This window comes from Alistipes muris (genome assembly GCF_943193205.1).
GTDB classification, from domain to species: domain Bacteria; phylum Bacteroidota; class Bacteroidia; order Bacteroidales; family Rikenellaceae; genus Alistipes; species Alistipes muris.
Window position 1 is genome coordinate 14,212 of record NZ_CALPDD010000009.1, and the last position, 19,493, is coordinate 33,704.

Here is a 19,493-nt window from a genome sequence, read left to right on the forward strand (position 1 = left end):
AATTATGAATTGTGAATTATGAAAGTCGCCTTTCGAGCGCTTGTTTCCAGCGTTCGTAGCTTGCTTCCAGCGCTTCGCGGTCGGCAGCTTCGGGTTCGATGACTTCCAGTCGCTTGAGCGACGCGAAGGCTTCTTCGCGCGATTTGTAGAGCCCGGCGCCCAGGGCCGCTCCGCGGGCCGCGCCCAAGGCTCCGTCGGTGTCGAACAGTTCGATGCGCGCGCCCGTCAGCGTCGCCAGCGTCCGGCGGAACAGCGGCGAGAGGAACAGGTTGGCCCGTCCGGCGCGGATGACGTCGGGCCGCAGGCCCAGCGAACGCATGATGTCGATGCCGTAGCGGAACGAGCAGGCGATTCCCTCCTGGGCCGCACGCAGCAGGTGGGCCGTCGTGTGGCGGTTGAGGTCGATGCCCTCGATGGCCGTGCCCGTGCAGCGGTTTTCCAGCATCCGTTCCGCGCCGTTGCCGAACGGCAGCATCAGCAGTCCGTCGCAGCCCGCCGGGGCTTGTTCGGCCAGCGAGTTCATTTCTGCGTAGCCTATCTTTTCCTGGGCGATGTGGCGGCGTACCCACGAGTTGAGGATACCCGTGCCGTTGATGCACAGCAAAATGCCGTAGCGGGGATTGGCCGCCGTGTGGTTCACGTGGACGAAGGTGTTCACGCGCGATTTCGGGTCGGCTTTCGGGGTGTCGACCACGCCGTAGACCACGCCGCTCGTGCCGCCCGTCGCTGCGATTTCGCCGGCTTCCATGACGTTGAGCGAAAACGCGTTGTTGGGTTGGTCGCCCGCGCGGTAGCTTATCGGCGTTCCGGCCGGAATGCCCAGCGCTGCTTCCGTCGCCTGGTCGGTGCGGGCGCCGATGCCTATCGAGAGGCCCGCGTCGGGAATCATCGTGCGGGGGATGCCGTAGTAGTCGGCCACGAAGTCGGCGCGGCGTTCCTCCTTGAAGTCCCAGAGTATCTGTTCCGAAAGTCCGCTTTCGGTGGTGCCGATTTCGCCCGAAAGACGATAGGCGATGTAGTCGCCCGGGAGCATGAAGCGGTCGATGCGGCCGAAAAGCTCCGGTTCGTTGCGCTTGACCCACGCCAGTTTCGATGCCGTGAAGTTGCCCGGCGAGTTGAGCGCATGCGAAAGGCAGTAGTCGCGGCCGATCCCCTCCAGCGCTTCGGCGCCGATTTCCACGGCCCGCGAATCGCACCAGATGATGGCCTTGCGCAGCGGCCGGCCCGCCTTGTCGAGACACACGAGCCCGTGCATCTGGTAGGTGATGCCGATGGCGCGGACGTCGCTCATAGGGTATTGGGCGGCTATCTGGCGGATTCCTTCCGTGGCGTAGCGCCACCACATTTCGGGGTCCTGCTCGGCCCAGCCCGACCGCAGCGCGTCGATGGGCATCTCCTGCGAGGGATTGGTCGACGAGGCGACGCAGCGCCCGGTTTCGACGTCCAAAAGCGAGACCTTGACCGACGAGGAACCGATGTCTATGCCTAAAGTAGTTTTCATGGATATATGGGTGTTTTTCAGTATCGCCAGTTGTTCAGAAAGCCCAGCCGCATCTTCTCCTTCTGGGCCTTGCGGTAGGCCGCCTTGTCGAACGTGTAGTAGCGTGCGGGCTTGTGGGCCACGCCCTGCTCGCGTTCGTCGGTCAGCGTCAGGAAGCCCGACGCCAGCATCTTCTTGCGGAAGTTGCGGTTGTCGATTTCGATGCCCAGCACGGCCGAATAGAGGTTCTGCAACTCGCGGATGGTGAACTTGCGGGGCAGGAGCTCGAACGCCACGGGCGACTGCTGCATGTCGCGGCACAGGTACCAGAGCGCCGACGAAAGAATCTGCTTGTGGTCCATGGCCAGCCGCTGGATGGATTCGACTTCGACCCATTGGGCCCGCTTCTCGGTCGTGTAGGCGACCACCCGGCGGTCGAGCTTGACCAGCGCATAGTAGCCCACCGTCACCACGCGTTCGGTGTTGATGCCGTGGCTGCGGTTGATCCACTCCAGTTCCTTGCCCGTCACGCGGGCGGGATCGGAGAAGATTTCCATCTGCTTGAGGTAGATTTCCCGCAGTCCCGTCGCTTCGGCCAGCACCCGGCTGGCGGCCGCGGGGAGCGTCTCGTTTTCCAGAATCATGGCGCCCGGCAGCTTGAGCCGGTCCAGATGGGTCCCGGGGTCGTAGTCGCGGCGCTCCACGAGCAGGACTTTGAGCAGCCGGCCGTCGAAGCCGAATACGGCGCAGTCGACCGAAAGCGATTGGTTCATCTGAACGGACATGGCGGGGCGGTTAGGGTGGTGTGGTTGCGATTGTAAAATTAGGTATTATTCCGCGCAATGGCAATTGTTAGTGTCGGTTTTACGCTAAGTCTCCGCCGCTTCGCCTTTACACCTCTTTGCGGGCTCGCTTTTCATAGGGTCTGTTTTACGCTAACTATTCCTCGGGATGAAAAACGAACGGCGTGTTAAAACGTTTTAGCAGAAGAGCCGGACGGGGAGCGGCGCAACAAAAAAGAGAACCCGGGGGCTCTCTTTTCGCTTAGTACGTTCCGAAGCGGAACACGATTTTCTGACAATACAATTCGTCGGGCCCGAGCAGCGGCGACGGGAATTCGGGCCGGTTCACCGCGTCGGGGAAGTTCTGACACTCGATGGCCACCCCGGCGTAGTCGTCGTAGCGGCCGCCCGACTTGCTTTCGGGAGTGCTGCCCGCCAGCCAGTTGCCCGTGTAGAGCATGACGCTGGGCTGCGACGAGAGGATTTCGACCTGCCGCCCCGTTTGGGGGTCGCGCAGGCAGCCCACCTCGCCCAATATGTTGGGGTGCCAGCCGTCGATGGCGAACGGGTGGTCGTAGCCGTGGAAGTCGCGGATATGGTTGAAATCGGCGTCGATGCCGTCGCGCAGCGGGCGGAATTCGCGGAAATCCTGCGGGGTGCCAGCGACGGCCAGGAGCTGTCCCGTGGGCAGCTGGCGCGCGGTCATTTCCGGCACGCGGCTGCTGTTGAGCCGCAGTTCGTGGTCGAGCACAGAGCCGCTCGCTTCGCCTGCGAGGTTGAAATAGACGTGGCTCGTGAGGTTCACCGGGGTCGTCCGGCTGGTGCGGGCCAGGTAGGTGATTTCCAGCGCATGGTCGTCGTCGAAGTCGAAGATGGCTTCGACGTTCAGCTCGCCCGGATAGCCCTGGTCGCCCTCCTCCGAAAGCAGGTTCATCACCACGCGGTTGGTCTCCACGCGGCTCTCCCATACGCGGTCGGCGAAGCCTTTCTTGCCGCCGTGCAGGTGATTGCCGCGGTCGTTGCGTTCGAGCGTATGGCTCTCGCCGTCGACGGTCATGCGGCCGTCGGCTATGCGGTTGGCCACGCGCCCCACCGTCTTGCCGCAGAACGGGCTGTCCGCGAAGTAACCTTCGGGGTGCTTGTAGCCCAGCACCACGTCGGCCATCCGGCCCTCGCGGTCGGGCACGCTCACCGCCACCACGGTCGCCCCGTAGTTCGTGAGCTTCACCTCGGCGCCGCGGGCGCTGCGCATGGTGTAGAGAACGATGGCTTCGCCCTCGGGCGTCATGCCCCACAGGTGCTGTTCGATGTCGGTCATCAGTCGGCAGGATGCAGGGTCGTCAGAATGCGGTCGATGCGCCGCAGGCACTCCTCCTTGCCGATGAACGACGTCACGTCGTACATGCCGGGGCCCTTGCCTGCGCCCACGAGCGCCAGCCGCAGGGTGTTCATGACCTGCCCCATGCCGTAGCCCTTTTCTTCGATCCACGCATGGACGATGCGTTCGGTGTTTTCCAGCGAGAAGTCGCCGATGGCGGCCAGCACCTCGCGCAGTTCGCGCAGGATGGCCGGGTTGTCGCCTTTCCAGTATTTGCGGGTCTGCTTTTCTTCGTATTCCGTCGGCGCCACGAAGAAGAACGACGTGAGGTCCCACAGGTCGGTGATGAACGTGGCGCGCTCCTTCATGATTCCTGCGGCGCGTCCGGCCAGTTCGTCAGAGACCTCGATGCCGTGTTCGCGCAGAATCGGCTGGTAGAGCGCGGCCAGCTCGGCGTCGCTCTTGCGGTGCATGTACTGCGCATTGAACCACTTGGCTTTGTCGGGCTGGAAACGGGCGCCCGACTTGGAGACGCGTTCGAGCGAGAAGTTCGCAATAAGCTCGTCCATCGTGAACAGCTCCTGCTCGGTACCCGGGTTCCAGCCCAGCAGGGCCAGCATGTTGATGAACGCTTCGGGGAAATAACCGTCCTCGCGGTAGCCGCGGGCCGTTTCGCCCGTCGCGGGCGACTTCCAGAAGAGCGGGAAGACGGGGAACCCCATCTTGTCGCCGTCGCGCTTCGAGAGCTTGCCGCCGCCCGTGGGCTTCAACAGCAGCGGCAGGTGGGCGAACGCGGGCTGCGTGTCGCTCCAGCCGAACGCCTTATATAAAAGGTAGTGGAGCGGCAGCGAGGGCAGCCATTCTTCGCCGCGGATGACGTGCGAAACCTCCATCAGATGGTCGTCGACGATGTTGGCCAGGTGGTAGGTCGGCAGCGCGTCGGCCGATTTGTAGAGCACCTTGTCGTCGAGCGTCGAGGTGTTGACCTCGACATGGCCGCGGATCAGGTCGTCCATCCGGACGATTTCGTTCTCGGGCATCTTGAAGCGGATGACCCACTGGTCGCCGCGGTCGATGCGGGCCCGGACTTTGTCGGCGGGAAGCGCCAGCGAAGTGGCGAGTTTTTCGCGCACGGCGTAGTTGTAGGCGAACGCTTCGCCGCGGGCTTCGGCCTCGTGGCGCAGGGCGTCGAGCTCCTCGGCCGAATCGAACGCGTAGTAGGCCCAGCCTGCCTCGACGAGCTGCAAGGCGTATTTCAGATAGATTTCGCGCCGTTCGCTCTGGCGGTAGGGGGCGTGGGGTCCGCCGACACCGACGCCCTCGTCGATTTCGATGCCGCACCACTTGAGCGCGTCCATGATATACTGCTCGGCTCCCGGCACGAAGCGCTGCGAATCGGTGTCTTCGATGCGCAGAATCATCGTACCCTTGTGCTGGCGGGCGAAAAGATAGTTGTAGAGCGCCGTGCGGACGCCGCCGATGTGCAGCGGGCCCGTGGGGCTGGGGGCAAAACGAACTCTTACGGGTTTCTCCATTTCAAAAGAGGTGAAAGGTGGAAAGTGAAAGGTGGCGGGCTGCTAAAACGTTTTAGCTTCCGGTTTTCACTTGATTCTGTATTCGATCCGCATGGTGATGCGGGCTTTCTTGTTGCGCGACGAGGTGTTGAACGAACCTCCGGCCGAGAACTCCTCGTTGGAATTGGCGCCCGTAATCTGGAACACGCCCATGCGGGCCGAGGCCACGCGGCCGATTCTGGCTCCGGCGTTGTCGGCGATCTTCTCAGCGCGCGTGCGTGCGTCGGCCGACGCGGTTTCGATGAGGCCCATCTTCACGTCGTCGAGTTTGGTGTAGTAGTAGTCGGGTGCGTAGGCTTCGATGGAGACCCCCTGGGCAATCAGCGACGAAATCTCGCGCGAAATGGTCTCGACCTTTTCCACCTCTTTGGATTCGACGGTGAAGCGCTGACGCAGCGCATAGCCCGAGAAACGCTGCCCGGCCCAGTTGCCGTTGGCGTTGTAGACGGGCGAGAACTGCTTGTCGACATTGACGAACTCGAAGACCACGGCTTCGGCGGGCAGGCCTTTCGCGGTGAGGTACTGCTGAACCTTGGCCTTGCTGGCTTCGATTTCGGCGTAGCCCGCGGCGGCGTTCTGCGCTTCGGCGGTCAGCGTGCCCGACCACACGATCAGGTCGGACGAGAATTCGGTTTCGCCCAGCCCCGTCACGACGATGGTGTCCTGCGAACGGAACTTGTAGGTGTAGGCGCGGCCCAGCACAAAGGCGCAGGCGAGGGCTGCAACGGCAATGACGATGTACTTTTTCATGACGTTATGTGTTTTTGGTTCTTATACGTTGAACAGGAAGTGCATGATGTCGCCGTCCTGCACGATGTATTCCTTGCCCTCGATGCCGATTTTGCCCGCGTCGCGGCAGGCTTTTTCCGAACCCAGCGACACGTAGTCGGCGTACTTGATGACCTCGGCGCGGATGAACCCCTTCTCGAAATCGGTATGGATGACGCCCGCCGTCTGAGGAGCCTTCATCCCGCGCGAGTAGGTCCATGCCCGGGTCTCGTCGGCACCGGTGGTGAAGAACGTTTCGAGGCTGAGCAATTTGTAGGCCGATTTTATCAGACGCGCCACGCCCGATTCCTTGAGCCCGAGGTCTTCGAGGAAAAGCTGCCGCTCCTCGTAGCTCTCCAGCTCGGCGATGTCGGCTTCGGTCGCCGCCGCGATAATCAGCATTTCGGCCTTTTCGTCGGCGATGGCCGCACGCACCGCTTCGGTGTGGGCGTTGCCCGTGGCGGCGCTCTTTTCGTCGACGTTGCAGACATAGAGCACCGGCTTGTCGGTCAGCAGGTTGAGGTCGGCTACCAGCTTGCGGTCCTCCTTGTCGAGCTCGACCGTGCGGGCCGAAAGGCCCTGTTCGAGCACCGACTTGTATTGCAGCAGGAGTTCGACCTGCCGCTTGGCGTTCTTGTCGCCGCCCGAGGTGGCCTGCTTCTGCGTCTTGGCGAGCCGGGCTTCGATTGTTTCGAGGTCCTTGAGCTGGAGCTCCGTGTCGATGATTCCCTTGTCGCGCACCGGGTCTATCGAACCGTCGACATGGGTGATGTTGCCGTTGTCGAAGCAGCGCAGCACGTGGATGATGGCGTGCGTGTTGCGGATGTTGCCCAGGAACTTGTTGCCCAGGCCTTCGCCTTTCGAGGCGCCTTTGACCAGCCCGGCGATGTCGACGATTTCGATGGTCGTCGGGATCACCCGCTTGGGATTGTCGATTTCGGCCAGCCGGACAAGCCGCTCGTCGGGCACCGTGATGACGCCCACGTTGGGCTCGATGGTGCAGAACGGGAAGTTGGCCGCCTGCGCCTTGGCGTTGGACAGGCAGTTGAAAAGGGTCGATTTACCTACGTTGGGCAGTCCTACGATGCCGCATTGAAGTGCCATGCGATTGTTGTTTGCGTTTTGAAGTGCAAAGATACGAATAAGCCGAATACAAAACCAAACTTGTTTGGATTTTGTTGAGGCGGGAGTATCTTCGGCGGAGCCAAAATACGGATTTTTCCGGCGTGCGGTCGTCTTTGCGGACAAAATTCGGGGCGTGCGGCCGCCCGGGCCGAAATAATCGGTTCATTCCTTGATTCAAAACGCATTATTGCCTATCTTTGCACGGGGTTTGTCTTCGCCGCAAAGGCGGCGCGGCGGCCCGCCTGCGAAGCAAAACAGAAGTACGATGAATCTGAAAGAGATAAGGAACGAACTGCGGAAACTTTCGGCCTTGGCCGAGGGGTGGTCTTCGCTGCAGGAGATTGCTCCCGTGGAGCGGGACATGGCGCTCGAAAAGCTGCGCGACCTCTACGAGGCGCTGCGTTTCAGCCTGGTACCCCGTTCGGTCGTCGGCAGGGTGCTGCCCCAGCGGGCGGCCTCCGAAGCGCCGCACCGCGCATCGCGGGTCGTGGCTCCGGGCGTGAGGGTCGCTCCTTACGACGAGGAGGATTCCGAGTTCGAGATGGTCGATCTGAGCGAGGTTCTTTCGCTCGGAGAAGAGGAACCCGAAGTTTCTGCGCGGGAGGAAGCGGTGTACGCGGCGGAAAGTGCGGCACGTCGCGTCCCTGCGCCCGAAGAAGAACCCGAAGACGCATACGAGGAGGGGCCCGAAATCATCGAGTTCGAGCCCGAACCCGAGCATTCCCGGCCTGCCCGCCGCCCCGTTCGGCGGCCCGTTCGCCAGCCGGAACCCGAACCGTTTTCCGAGGAGTTCCCCGCAGAAGCGGAGCCTGCTCCGGAACCTTTCGTGGAGCCTTTTGTGGAACCGGAGGAGCCGATACGGCGGCATGCCGCCGCGGCCGAAGAACCGATTCCGCATCCGCACGCCGGGCAATCGCATGCCGGACAGCCGCCTGTTGCAGAGCCTGCCGCCCGGCCGACAGCCGCCGGGCAGCCGCAATACTCCCAGCCCTCGCAGCCCGAACCCGTTGCGGCCCAGCCTGTACAACCTTCCGAGCCCGAATCCGAACCTGCGCCTACGCTGTTCGGGGACGAAGACGAGGCCACCCTGCGCCATCGCCACAAGCAGCGTGTCATCCGGGCGCTCTATGATTCGACGCCTGCCGCATCCTCCGCAACTCCGCAGCCGGAACTGAAAGCAACGCCGAAACCGGCTGCCGAGCCGATTGCACCCGTCGAGGAACCGGCGGCTCCCGAACCCGAACCGATTGTTCCTGCCGAAGAATCGGAATCGCTGCAAGCCGGGCCCGAAACCGAAATCGTGCTGCTCGACGCTCTGACCGAGGAGCCGGTCAAGGCGCACCGCGCCGATGCCGAAGCGCCGGAGGAATCCGCGCCGCAGGTTCTGGGCGAGGTCATCAACCACGACGTACAGACCCTGGCCGATACGATTGCGCCGCTCGGAAACGGCTCCGGCCGCTTTGCCGCGCCCATTTCGGACCTGCGGCAGGCCATCGGCATCAACGACAAGTTCCTGATGATCCGCGACCTGTTCGGCGGCGACGGGGCTCTTTTCGACAGCACTATCGAAGCGCTCAACGCGCAGGAGACCCTCGACGACTGCATGATTTACATAGCCGAGCATTTCGCGTGGAACTCCGAATCCGACAGCGCGGCGCTCATCATGGAGCTGCTCGAACGCAAATTCGCTTAGCTCCATGGCCAAACTCTATATCGTTCCCACGCCGATAGGCAATCTGGACGACATTACGCTGCGGGCCGTCGGGGTACTGCGCGAGGTGGATTTCGTGCTGGCCGAGGATACGCGGACCACGTCGTTTCTGCTTCGTCACCTCGGCATCGAGAAGAAGCTCCATTCGCATCATAAGTTCAACGAACACGCCACCGTGCGGATGGTTGCCGAGAGCATCGCCGCCGGACGCAGTGCCGCTTTGGTCTCCGACGCCGGGACGCCCGGTATCTCCGACCCCGGGTTTCTGCTCGTGCGGACCTGCGTCGAGCAGGGCATCGAGGTCGAGACGCTTCCGGGCGCCACGGCCGCCATTCCGGCCTTGATTCAGAGCGGGTTTCCCTGCGACCGTTTCTGCTTCGAGGGATTCCTGCCTCAGAAAAAGGGGCGGACCAAGCACTTGCAGGCGCTCGCCGACGAGGAGCGGACGATGATATTCTACGAATCGCCCTACCGCGTGGTCAAGTGCCTGGAGCAGCTGGCCGAGGTCTTCGGGCCGGAGCGGAGGGTGTCGGTTTCGCGCGAGCTGACCAAGAAGTTCGAGCAGACCGTGCGCGGCAGCGTGGCCGAGGTGCTGGCCCATTTCCGGGCCAACGAACCCAAGGGCGAGTTCGTCATCGTGCTCGCCGGACGCCCCAAGCCCGGACGCCGGGAAGAGGCGGAGGATTGATCTGACTTTTTGTAAAATGGCATATACGAACAACAACGATACGCACGCCCGGCGGCCTTTCGTCGCCGAGCAGTTCCGGGTCTGGGGCAAGTTCCTGCGCGACCGTTTCAGTCTCGACGAGGACAAGGCCCAGCGCGACGAGGTGGTGGCCGCCATCGCCAAGGGGGTCGAGTTCCGCGGCGTCAATCTGTGGGTGCTGATTTTCGCCACGATGATAGCCTCGCTGGGGCTCAATATCAATTCGGCCGCCGTCATCATCGGCGCCATGCTCGTCTCGCCCATCATGGGTCCCATCATGGGAGCCGGGCTGGCCTTGGGCATCAACGACTTCGAGCTGCTCAAGAAGTCGCTGCGCAACTTGTCGCTGATGTTCATCGTGGCCATCGTCACCTCGACCCTCTATTTCCTTGTTTCGCCCCTGTCGGCCAACAGCAGCGAGCTGCTGGCCCGGACCACGCCCTCGATTTACGACGTGCTGATAGCGCTGTTCGGCGGCCTGGCCGGGATGGTCGCCCAGACGCGGCAGGACCGCACTTCGACGGTTATTCCTGGTGTGGCCATTGCCACGGCGCTTATCCCGCCCCTTTGTACCGCAGGATTCGGCATCGCCACCGGGCAGTCGCGGTTTTTCTTCGGCGCGTTCTATCTTTTCTTTATCAATTCGGTCTTCATCGCGATGGCGACCTACCTGGTCGTCCGCTTCCTCAAATACCAGAAGAAGGCTTTCCTCGACCCCGTGCGCGAGCGGAACGTCAAGCGCTCGATGCTCGTCATTTCGCTTGTCACGTTCGTGCCCAGCGTCGTCATCGGCGTGCAGATGGTGCGGGTGTCGGTCTTCGAGGCGATGGCCGACAAGTATGTCGAGCGGGTCTTCGCCTTCCCTCACACGCGGGTCATCGAGGCCAACATGGAGTATGCCCGTCGCGGCGAACCGTCGCGCATCGAGCTGCTGCTGGTGGGCGAGCCGCTCGGCGACGAAGTCATCGACAACGCCCGGGCCCAGCTGCCGGGCTACGGGCTCGACAAAACCGAACTGATTGTCCGGCAGGCTTCTTCGGCCGACAGGGTCGATGTGGCGTCGCTCCAACAAAGCTATTCGGAACTGCTCGACGAGAAGAACCGCCGTATCGAACGGATGAACGCCCTGCTGGACCGCTACAAGGTTACCAACGTCGAAGTGGAGGACATCTCGCGCGAAGCGGGGGCCATGATGCGCAACATAGGCACCATATCGCTCACCAAGGGCATCACGTTCGATGTCGACGGCACCCCGCGCGACACGTCGGTGGTCTGCGTGGTCCGGCCCGCCGACCCGGCCGACACCATCGACCGTCAGACCCTCTCGTGCTGGCTGCGCATCCGCACCAAGGTCGATAACCTCAAACTCTTCGTCGAACCCTGAGCCGCGCCATGGAAACACCGAAGCTGAATCTGTTCCAGCGGCTGTGGCTGGAAATCCTGTGGGGCGGAATGCGGCTCTTCGCCATGCTGCCCTATTGGTTCAAGTACTACGTCGTCGAGAACCTGTTTTTCTGCCTACTCTACTACGTGCTGCGCTACCGCCGCCAGGTCGTGTGGGACAACCTGCGCAATTCGTTCCCGGAGAAGTCCGAGCGTGAACTCTGGATTATCCGTCGCCGGTTCTACCGCACGCTGGCCGAGATATTCGTCGACACGGTCGACCTGGCCCACAAGAGCACGGCGCGGGCCCGCGAAATGCTGGTCATAGCAGACTGCGAGGAGCAGGCACGGCGGGTACACGGCCACGACTGGATTGCCATGCTGGCTCACTTCGGGTGCTGGGAATATTGTTCGTATTGGGGCCTTTTCGAGCCCTCGCAGATGGTCGTGGCGGTCTATCATCCGCTGCGCAGCCCGGTGATGGAATGTCTCTATCAGCGCCTGCGCAACTCGTCGTATGCCACTACCGTGGCGATGCACGACTGCGTGCGGTTCTACCTGCGTCATCGCGCGACGGGCATCGAGGGCAAGAACATGGTGCTCGGGCTGATTGCCGACCAGAATCCGCCGCGGCGCCCCAACAGCCATTGGTTCCGCTTCCTCAATCAGGATACGATTTTCTTCGACGGCGGCGAAAAGCTGGCCCGGAGGTTTCGGCTTCCGGTCTATTTCGTCCGGATGGACCGGTTGCAGCGGGGCCGTTACCGGATGTCGTTCGAGCTGCTTTACGACGGTGCGGAGGAGGTGGCCGAAAACGAAATCACCGAACGCTATGTCCGGGCTCTGGAGCAGATGATCCGCGAACGGCCCGAACTTTGGATGTGGTCGCACCGCCGCTGGAAGCACAAGCGCTGAAATGCCCTCCGTCAAAATCGTCATACTCAACTGGAACGGTACCGCGCACCTGCGCCGCTACCTCCCGAGCGTCGTTGCGGCGGCTCCCGGGGGCGTCGGCGTGGTCGTGGCCGACAACGGTTCGACGGACGGTTCGGCGGAGATGCTGCGACGCGAATTCCCGTCGGTCGAGGTGTTGCAGCTCGACCGCAACTATGGGTTTGCCGAAGGCTACAACCGGGCGTTGGCGCAGGTCGAAGCCGATTATTATGTGTTGTTGAATTCCGACGTCGAGACCCCTGCCGGGTGGCTCGCGCCGCTGGTGGAGTGTCTCGAACGCAATCCCGGCGTGGCGGCCGCTGCCCCCAAGCTGCTGTCCGACACCGACCGCAGCCGGTTCGAGTATGCCGGGGCGTCGGGCGGTTACGTAGATTATCTGGGCTATCCTTTCTGCCGCGGGCGCATCCTGCGTACCGTCGAGCGCGACGAGGGGCAGTACGACGATGAACGCGACGTTTTTTGGGTGAGCGGGGCGGCGTTCTGCTGCCGGGCTTCGGTTTTCCATGCGCTGGGCGGCTTCGATGCCGACTTTTTCGCCCACATGGAGGAGATCGACCTGTGCTGGCGGATGCAGCTGGCGGGCTGGCGGATGCGCATCGTGCCGCAGAGCTCGGTCTATCACCTCGGGGGCGGGACGCTGACGGCCGATTCTCCGGCCAAGGTTTTCTATAACCATCGCAACAATCTGGCGATGCTCTACAAGTGCGCCGCACCGGGTCAGCGCCTGCTGGCGGCTGTCGTGCGGCCTTGGCTCGACCTGCTGGCGGCCTTGTCGTACTTGGCGCAGGGACGGTACGACAATTTCCGCGCTGTCTTCCGGGCGTGGCGCGATTTCTTGAAATGGCATCCCGCGTTGGTCGCCAAACGGCGCGCTGTCAGCAAGTCGCGCGTGCCGCAGCCTTGTGTCCGCATCTTCCGCGGTTCCGTGCTCCTGCGCTATTTCTTGGGCCGTCGCACGTTCGGCAATCTGATGGAAAAGTAACGCGGTTTTCCGGATGTGCCGGACGGCATGTCCGGGATTCCGGAGAACGAAAACGGCCGCCCCGTGGGACGGCCGCTGCAATATATATAGGTATTGCTATTTGTTGATTTTGGCCCAGGAATCCTTGAGGGTCACGGTGCGGTTGAACACGAGGTGCCCAGGCGCCGAATCGGTATCGGGGCAGAAGTAGCCGACGCGCTCGAACTGCACGGCCTGACCGACGGGGATGTCGCGCAGCGAGGGCTCCAGGTAACCCGTTACCTTGACCATGGATTCGGGGTTGAGGTTGTCCTCCCACGTTTGGCCCTCCTCGACGTCGTCGGGGTTTTCCTTGGTGAAAAGCGGGTTGAACAGGCGGATTTCCGCTTCGGCGGCGTCCTTGACCGACACCCAGTGGATAACCCCCTTGACACGGCGGCCGTCGCTCGACGAACCGCCCCCGGACATGGGGTCGTAGGTGCAGCGCAGCTCCGTGATGTTGCCCTCGGCGTCCTTGACGACCTCTTCGCACTTGATGAGATACGAGTAGCGCAGGCGCACCTCGCCGCCCGGCTGAAGCCGGAAGAACTTCTTGGGCGGGTTCTCCATGAAGTCGTCGCGCTCGATGTAGATTTCGCGCGAGAAGGGCACCTTGCGTGTGCCGGCCGCTTCGTTTTCGGGGTTGTTGACCGCCTCGAAAAGCTCGGTCCGCCCCTCCTCGTAGTTGGTGATGACCACCTTCAGCGGGTTGAGCACGGCCATGCGGCGTTCGGCGACCTTGTTGAGGTCCTCGCGGACGCAGTATTCCAGCTTGCCCAGGTCGATGACGTTGTCGCGCTTGGCGACGCCCACCATTTCGGCGAAGCTGCGCACCGACGCCGGGGTGTAGCCCTTGCGGCGCAGGGCGCAGATGGTCGGCATGCGGGGGTCGTCCCAGCCCATGACGGCGCCTTCCTGCACGAGTTTCAGCAGCTTGCGCTTCGACATCATCGTGTAGGTGAGGTTCAGCCGCGCGAACTCGTACTGATGCGAGGGGAAGATGTCGAGCGCCTGGATGAACCAGTCGTAGAGCGGACGGTGCACGTCGAATTCCAGCGTGCAGATGGAGTGGGTGATCTTCTCGATGGAATCGCTCTGTCCGTGGGCGTAGTCGTACATGGGGTAGATGCACCATTTGCTGCCCGTGCGGTGGTGCTCGGCGTGGATGATGCGGTACATGATGGGGTCGCGGAAGAGCATGTTGGGGTGGGCCATGTCGATTTTGGCCCGCAGCACCTTCGAGCCGTCGGGGAACTCGCCGTTCTTCATGCGCACGAAGAGGTCGAGGTTTTCGCTGACCGAACGGTTGCGCCACGGCGATTCCGTGCCGGGCACGGAGACCGTACCGCGGTTTTCGCGGATTTGCTCCTGCGTCTGGTCATCGACGTAGGCCAGTCCTTTCTTGATGAGCTCGACGGCCCAGTCGTAGAGCTGGTCGAAGTAGTCCGACGCATAGCGCTCGACGGCCCAGTCGAAGCCGAGCCACCGGATGTCGCGCTTGATGGAATCGACGTACTCGACATCCTCCTTGACGGGGTTGGTGTCGTCGAAGCGCAGGTTGCACTTGCCGCCGTATTTCTTGGCCAGCCCGAAGTTGATGCAGATGCTCTTGGCATGGCCGATATGCAGATAGCCGTTGGGCTCGGGCGGGAAGCGGGTCTGTACGCGCCCGTCGCCTTTGGCAATCGACTCTTCGATGATTTCTTCGAGGAAGTTCAGCGACTTCTCCCGGGGTTCGGTGTTTTCTGCTGCCATTATCTTAGTGCTTCTTTTTGGTTCCTATGTTGAACAGTTTCTCGATGTCTACCGAGAGCTTCACCACTTGTTGGGTGCCGAGCCCCGTGCCGTCGCAGTGGAACACCATGCCGGCCTCGACCCCCAAGGTGCCCTTGAAGAACGTGCGGTCGTAGCCCACCCACGTGCGGTTGTAGATATGCTTGGTGGTGGCGTAGAAACTTTCGCCCGCATAGAGCCCGTCCTGCCCGTAGGTCAGTCCGGTCGCCGGGTTGGCCGCGTAGTTGCGCAGCGGCTGGAGATTCTCGCCCAGGTAGAGGTTGTTTTCGATTTTGATGCCCCATTTGCGGATCGTGATGTCCAGCTGTCCGCCGCAGGGCTTGCGCCAGAGGTGGTCGACGCTGCGGCCGCGCTGCGGGGCGAAGAGGAAGTTGGCCCGGATGTCGAAGTCGAGATAAGCGTTGAACTCCCAGCCTGCGTAGGGATTGAGCAGCAGGTTGTCGGTCACGTTTTCGTTGCCCTTGCGTCCTGCGAAGTGGAACATCGAGAAGGCATAGCCGAAGTAGAATCCCCGGTCGGCGGTGTAGCGGCCGGCCGAGAGGATGCGGAACATTTCGCGCGAGGCGTGCGAATACATGCCCTCCCAGTCGATGGCCATTTCGACGTAGGTCTTCGGGCGCGAGGCCGGCTGGTAACGCCCCATGAAACCCGACAGCCGGTTGTGGTAGTAGGCCGTCGAATCGCTGAAAAAGGCGCGCGAGTAGTCGCCCATCAGTTCCTTGCGGTCGAAAATACCTGCATTGGCCTGCACGTTTTTCGTGTTGAACTGATAGTAGAGAATCGGGCGCGCCTTGGACAAGAATTTCGTGTCGTCGCCGAAGTTCTGCAACAGGTCGGCACCCACGATCAGGCGGTTTTTCTGCTGCCACTCCACGCCGATGCGGGGCGAGAGCCGGGCGCTGAAGAGCGTCTGGGGTTCGCCGAATTCGTTGGGGGCGTATTCGCGGTTGTCGAAGCGTGTGGAGAAGTCGGCTCCGACAATCAGATTCTGCGCATAGGCCCCCCCCCGCAGGGTAAGGGCGAGGACGAGCAGCAGCGCGGTCTTTTTCAGGGTCATGGAACGATGCGTTTTGAACCCCCAAAAATAGATAAAATATTTTTTATTTGTTACTTTTGGCCCCGAAAACAGCGTGCCGGAGAACGTTATGCGAAAAATTACGAACGAAGAACTGGGGCGTCCGACGCCCGAAGAATATGCCGCCAAGGAAAAACTGCCCGTGCGGGTGGTGCTCGACAACGTGCGTTCGGCGCAGAACGTCGGGTCGTTTTTCCGCACGGGCGACGCCTTTGCGGTGGAACATGTGGCCCTGTGCGGCATTACGGCCGTGCCGCCTGCCCGCGAAATCCACAAAACCGCCCTGGGGGCCGAACTGACCGTGCCGTGGAGCTATCATGCTTCGACCGCGGAATGCGTGCGGCAGTTGCGCGACGAGGGCTACGAAGTGCTCGCCGTCGAGCAGGTCGAGGGGGCTGCGATGCTCGATGCGTTCTGCCCGGAACCCGGGCGGCGCTATGCGCTGGTCTTCGGCAACGAAGTGGAGGGTGTGGCGCAGGAGGTTGTAGACCTTTGCCACGGAGCTCTCGAAATCCCGCAGTTCGGGGTCAAGCACTCCATCAACGTTGCGGTTTCGGGCGGGGTGGTGCTGTGGCGCTTCTTCGAGAAGCTGAAAAATTAAGGGTTGAAAATCGTTGTTCTTTGTCATTCTGAGCGTTAGCGAAGAATCTTGTTTTTCGTCGGAACGGATTCTTCGTCGCGTGCTCCTCAGAATGACGCTTTTCCCCGCTTTTTTCGCCCTGCCGGTATGCGCCGCAAATTTTTCATTTTTGATTCTTAATTCTATCTTTGCCGCCTGTTCAGAAACCCAAATCCGAATAAAATGTCAGTAGAAAGCACTCTGAGGGCCGTGACGACCTACCGTCTCACGGAGATGAAGCAGCGGGGCGAGAAGATCGCCATGCTCACGTCCTATGATTATTCGATGGCCAAGATTGTCGATGCCGCGGGCATCGACGTCATTTTGGTGGGCGATTCGGCCGCCAACGTCATGGCGGGCTACGAAACCACGCTGCCCATCACGCTCGATATGATGATTTACCACGCGCGGTCGGTCGTGCGGGCCGTGGAGCGGGCGCTGGTCGTCGTCGACCTGCCGTTCGGCACCTATCAGGGCAACTCGAAAGTGGCCCTCGATTCGGCCGTGCGCATCATGAAGGAGACCGAGGCCGACGCCGTGAAGATGGAGGGCGGCGAGGAAATCCTCGAGTCGGTGCAGCGCATCCTGTCGGCCGGAATCCCGGTCATGGCGCACCTCGGGCTCACGCCCCAGTCGATTCACAAGTTCGGGACCTACACGGTCCGGGCCAAGGAGAAAGCCGAAGCCGAGAAGCTGGTGCGCGACGCCCATCTGCTCAGCGATGCCGGGTGCTTCGCCTGCGTGCTGGAGAAGATTCCCGCCGCGCTGGCCGCCCGCGTGTCGCAGGAAATCCAGATTCCGACCATCGGCATCGGCGCCGGGGGCGCGTGCGACGGGCAGGTGCTTGTCATCCACGACATGCTGGGCATCAACAAAGATTTTTCTCCCCGCTTCCTGCGCCGCTATGCCGACCTGCATACTGTCATGACCGACGCTGTGACGGGCTATATCCGCGACGTCAAGGAAGGCGATTTCCCCAACGAGAAGGAACAATACTGAGTAAAGGTGAAAAGTGAAAGGTGAAAAGTGAATCGTTGTTCACGGTTCGCTGTTCGCCTTTTTGTCGGGCGGTTTGTTGAATCGGCTGCCGACAGCTCACGGGACCTTTGGGTGTTTGAAAAACGCGTTGCTTCGGCAGCGCGTTTTTTTTTGCGGTTTCGGATCGAGCGGCCCGATGATGGCGGACGTGCGTTTCGGATGACAAAATGTTGATAAAAAACGGACGGAATGCCGCGCAGTTTTAGGCCGTTCGGAAAAAAATGCTTACTTTTGCAGGCAACAAAAATCCGCGTTCTTATGTCGTTTGTCAATGAAAGGGTCCAGCCCGAGGGTCTTACCTTCGACGACGTGCTGCTGGTACCCGCCTATTCGGAAGTGTTGCCGCGGGAGGTCCGCATCGGGACCCGTTTCTCGCGTAATATCAAGCTCAACATCCCCATCGTGTCCGCCGCCATGGACACCGTGACCGAAGCGCCGCTGGCCATCGCGCTGGCACGCGAGGGCGGCATCGGCGTCATCCATAAGAACATGTCCATCGCCGAGCAGGCGGCCCATGTGCGCCGCGTCAAGCGCGCCGAGAACGGCATGATTTACGACCCCGTGACCATTTCGCGCGACAACACCGTGGGCGATGCCCTCGACCTGATGGCCGAGAACAAAATCGGCGGTATCCCGGTCGTCGACGGCGACCGCAGGCTCATCGGCATCGTCACCAACCGCGACCTGCGTTTCCAGCGCGACATGCAGCGTTCCATCGGCGAGGTCATGACCCCCGGCGACCGATTGATTACGACCCGCAAGACCGAGCTGGAGCACGCTTCCGAGGTGCTGCTCGACAACAAAATCGAGAAGCTGCCCGTCGTGGACGACGGGGGCCGTCTGGTGGGGCTGATTACCTATAAGGACATTACCAAGGTGCAGGACCATCCCAACGCCTGCAAGGATGCCAAGGGGCGTCTGCGCGTGGCGGCCGGGGTGGGGATTACGCCCGACGTCATGGAGCGCGTCGCAGCGCTCGTGGCCGAGGACGTCGACGCCGTGGTGCTCGATTCGGCGCACGGCCATTCCAAGAATATCGTCGATGCGCTCCGGCAAATCAAGGCCGCCTATCCGTCGCTCGACGTCGTGGTGGGCAACATCGCCACCGCCGAAGCGGCGCGTTTCCTGGTCGAGGCCGGTGCCGACGGCATCAAGGTGGGCATCGGTCCGGGTTCGATCTGCACCACGCGCATCATCGCCGGCGTCGGCGTGCCGCAGCTGTCGGCCATCTATGCCGCTTCGACGGTTGCCAGGCAGGCGGGTGTGCCCGTCATTGCCGACGGAGGTCTGCGCTATTCGGGCGACATCGTCAAGGCGCTGGCTGCGGGCGGCGACTGCGTGATGATAGGCTCGATGTTCGCCGGGACGGAGGAGGCTCCGGGCGAGACGATTATCTACAACGGCCGCAAGTTCAAGTCCTACCGAGGCATGGGCTCCATCGACGCCATGAAGGCCGGGTCGGCCGACCGCTACTTCCAGAAGGGCTGCGAGGGCAACATCAACAAGCTCGTACCCGAGGGCATTGTGGCGCGCGTGCCGTTCAAAGGGTCGCTCAACGAGACGGTCTACCAGCTGGTGGGCGGCATCCGTTCGGGCATGGGCTACTGCGGCGCGGCCGACATCCCGGCGTTGCAGCAGGCGCAGTTCATCCGCATCTCGGCTTCGGGCATGCAGGAGAGCCATCCGCACGACGTGACCATCACGCGCGAGGCCCCCAACTATTCGAGCGAACGGTAGGAATCGGTATGATGACCAGTGAAATAGCCGCCTGCGGGCTCTTCTGCGGGGCCTGTCCGCAGAAAAGCAGGGGGAAGTGCCCCGGCTGCCGCGACTACGAAAAGGCCGTGTGGTGCAAGGTGCGCAAATGTTGTCTGGAGCACGGTTGGCAGAGTTGCGCCGACTGCACGACGACGACTTCCGACAAGTGCAAGGTGTTCAACAACTTCTACGCGAAGCTCTTTTCTTTCATCTTCCGTTCCGACCGGCAGGGGTGCGTCGGCCGCATCCGCGAGGTGGGTTACGAGGCGTTCGCTGAGGAGATGCGGCTGGCCGGGCGCATGAACCGGCCCGTGACGAAGAAATAGACACGCGGAGCATGGCCGGAGGCGCCGGACCGCATCCGGCGGCGGGTTCCGAACCGGATTTTTCGGAACCGCCGATAGTTAT

At 62.0% G+C, this 19,493-nt stretch carries 17 protein-coding genes; 9 read left to right on the plus strand and 8 right to left on the minus strand.

Annotated elements, in window-relative coordinates; translation table 11 throughout:
• Nucleotides 1-16 precede the first annotated feature (16 nt).
• The 6 genes from NFR47_RS06260 to ychF form a co-directional block, all read right to left on the minus strand.
• Nucleotides 17-1,501: a xylulokinase gene (locus NFR47_RS06260; protein WP_251214716.1), complete on the minus strand. Its 1,485-nt coding sequence runs from the start codon at nt 1,499-1,501 to the stop codon at nt 17-19.
• A gap of 17 nt (nt 1,502-1,518) precedes the next feature.
• On the minus strand, nt 1,519-2,265 hold the full coding sequence (locus NFR47_RS06265) for an NUDIX hydrolase (protein ID WP_251214717.1): 747 nt from the start codon (nt 2,263-2,265) through the stop codon (nt 1,519-1,521).
• Between the two features lie 259 nt (nt 2,266-2,524).
• Nucleotides 2,525-3,580: an aldose epimerase family protein gene (locus NFR47_RS06270; protein WP_251214718.1), complete on the minus strand. Its 1,056-nt coding sequence runs from the start codon at nt 3,578-3,580 to the stop codon at nt 2,525-2,527.
• Nucleotides 3,580-5,115 (minus strand): glutamate--tRNA ligase, encoded by a 1,536-nt coding sequence (gene gltX / locus NFR47_RS06275; RefSeq protein ID WP_251214719.1) that lies wholly within the window; start codon nt 5,113-5,115, stop codon nt 3,580-3,582. The genes NFR47_RS06270 and gltX overlap by 1 nt, the downstream gene beginning before the upstream one ends.
• 66 nt (nt 5,116-5,181) lie before the next feature.
• Nucleotides 5,182-5,904 carry an SIMPL domain-containing protein gene (locus NFR47_RS06280; protein ID WP_251214720.1) on the minus strand — a complete coding sequence of 241 codons (723 nt, stop codon included), beginning with the start codon at nt 5,902-5,904 and terminating at the stop codon, nt 5,182-5,184.
• 21 nt (nt 5,905-5,925) lie between these two features.
• Nucleotides 5,926-7,026 (minus strand): redox-regulated ATPase YchF, encoded by a 1,101-nt coding sequence (gene ychF / locus NFR47_RS06285; RefSeq protein ID WP_251214721.1) that lies wholly within the window; start codon nt 7,024-7,026, stop codon nt 5,926-5,928.
• A 286-nt stretch (nt 7,027-7,312) separates the two neighbouring features.
• On the opposite strand from ychF, the gene NFR47_RS06290 reads away from it, so the two are divergent.
• Genes NFR47_RS06290 through NFR47_RS06310 form a run of 5 tightly spaced genes read left to right on the plus strand, consistent with a single transcriptional unit; the run spans nt 7,313 to nt 12,783 of the window.
• Complete coding sequence (locus NFR47_RS06290; RefSeq protein ID WP_251214722.1) at nt 7,313-8,740, plus strand: hypothetical protein; 1,428 nt, start codon at nt 7,313-7,315, stop codon at nt 8,738-8,740.
• A gap of 4 nt (nt 8,741-8,744) precedes the next feature.
• Complete coding sequence (gene rsmI, locus NFR47_RS06295; protein WP_251214723.1) at nt 8,745-9,446, plus strand: 16S rRNA (cytidine(1402)-2'-O)-methyltransferase; 702 nt, start codon at nt 8,745-8,747, stop codon at nt 9,444-9,446.
• A gap of 16 nt (nt 9,447-9,462) precedes the next feature.
• Nucleotides 9,463-10,848: a TIGR00341 family protein gene (locus NFR47_RS06300; protein ID WP_251214724.1), complete on the plus strand. Its 1,386-nt coding sequence runs from the start codon at nt 9,463-9,465 to the stop codon at nt 10,846-10,848.
• A gap of 8 nt (nt 10,849-10,856) precedes the next feature.
• The gene (locus NFR47_RS06305) at nt 10,857-11,762 is read left to right on the plus strand and encodes a lysophospholipid acyltransferase family protein (protein ID WP_251214725.1); all 906 of its coding nucleotides are present in this window, start codon (nt 10,857-10,859) and stop codon (nt 11,760-11,762) included.
• A gap of 1 nt (nt 11,763) precedes the next feature.
• Nucleotides 11,764-12,783 carry a glycosyltransferase family 2 protein gene (locus NFR47_RS06310; protein WP_251214726.1) on the plus strand — a complete coding sequence of 340 codons (1,020 nt, stop codon included), beginning with the start codon at nt 11,764-11,766 and terminating at the stop codon, nt 12,781-12,783.
• 96 nt (nt 12,784-12,879) lie between these two features.
• Here NFR47_RS06310 and NFR47_RS06315 read toward each other — a convergent pair whose 3' ends face one another.
• Both NFR47_RS06315 and NFR47_RS06320 read right to left on the minus strand, forming a co-directional pair.
• Nucleotides 12,880-14,556, minus strand: a complete 1,677-nt coding sequence (locus tag NFR47_RS06315) for a glutamine--tRNA ligase/YqeY domain fusion protein (RefSeq protein ID WP_251214727.1) — start codon at nt 14,554-14,556, stop codon at nt 12,880-12,882.
• 4 nt (nt 14,557-14,560) lie between these two features.
• On the minus strand, nt 14,561-15,652 hold the full coding sequence (locus tag NFR47_RS06320) for a hypothetical protein (RefSeq protein ID WP_251214728.1): 1,092 nt from the start codon (nt 15,650-15,652) through the stop codon (nt 14,561-14,563).
• Between the two features lie 88 nt (nt 15,653-15,740).
• On the opposite strand from NFR47_RS06320, the gene NFR47_RS06325 reads away from it, so the two are divergent.
• From NFR47_RS06325 to NFR47_RS06340, 4 genes are all read left to right on the plus strand, one after another.
• Nucleotides 15,741-16,271, plus strand: coding sequence for a TrmH family RNA methyltransferase (locus NFR47_RS06325; RefSeq protein ID WP_251214729.1), 531 nt, complete (start codon nt 15,741-15,743; stop codon nt 16,269-16,271).
• A 201-nt stretch (nt 16,272-16,472) separates the two neighbouring features.
• The gene (gene panB / locus NFR47_RS06330; protein WP_251214730.1) at nt 16,473-17,288 is read left to right on the plus strand and encodes a 3-methyl-2-oxobutanoate hydroxymethyltransferase; all 816 of its coding nucleotides are present in this window, start codon (nt 16,473-16,475) and stop codon (nt 17,286-17,288) included.
• Nucleotides 17,289-17,585: 297 nt separating this feature from the next.
• Nucleotides 17,586-19,064: an IMP dehydrogenase gene (gene guaB, locus NFR47_RS06335; RefSeq protein ID WP_251214731.1), complete on the plus strand. Its 1,479-nt coding sequence runs from the start codon at nt 17,586-17,588 to the stop codon at nt 19,062-19,064.
• Between the two features lie 8 nt (nt 19,065-19,072).
• On the plus strand, nt 19,073-19,411 hold the full coding sequence (locus NFR47_RS06340; RefSeq protein ID WP_369808775.1) for a DUF3795 domain-containing protein: 339 nt from the start codon (nt 19,073-19,075) through the stop codon (nt 19,409-19,411).
• Nucleotides 19,412-19,493 lie beyond the last annotated feature (82 nt).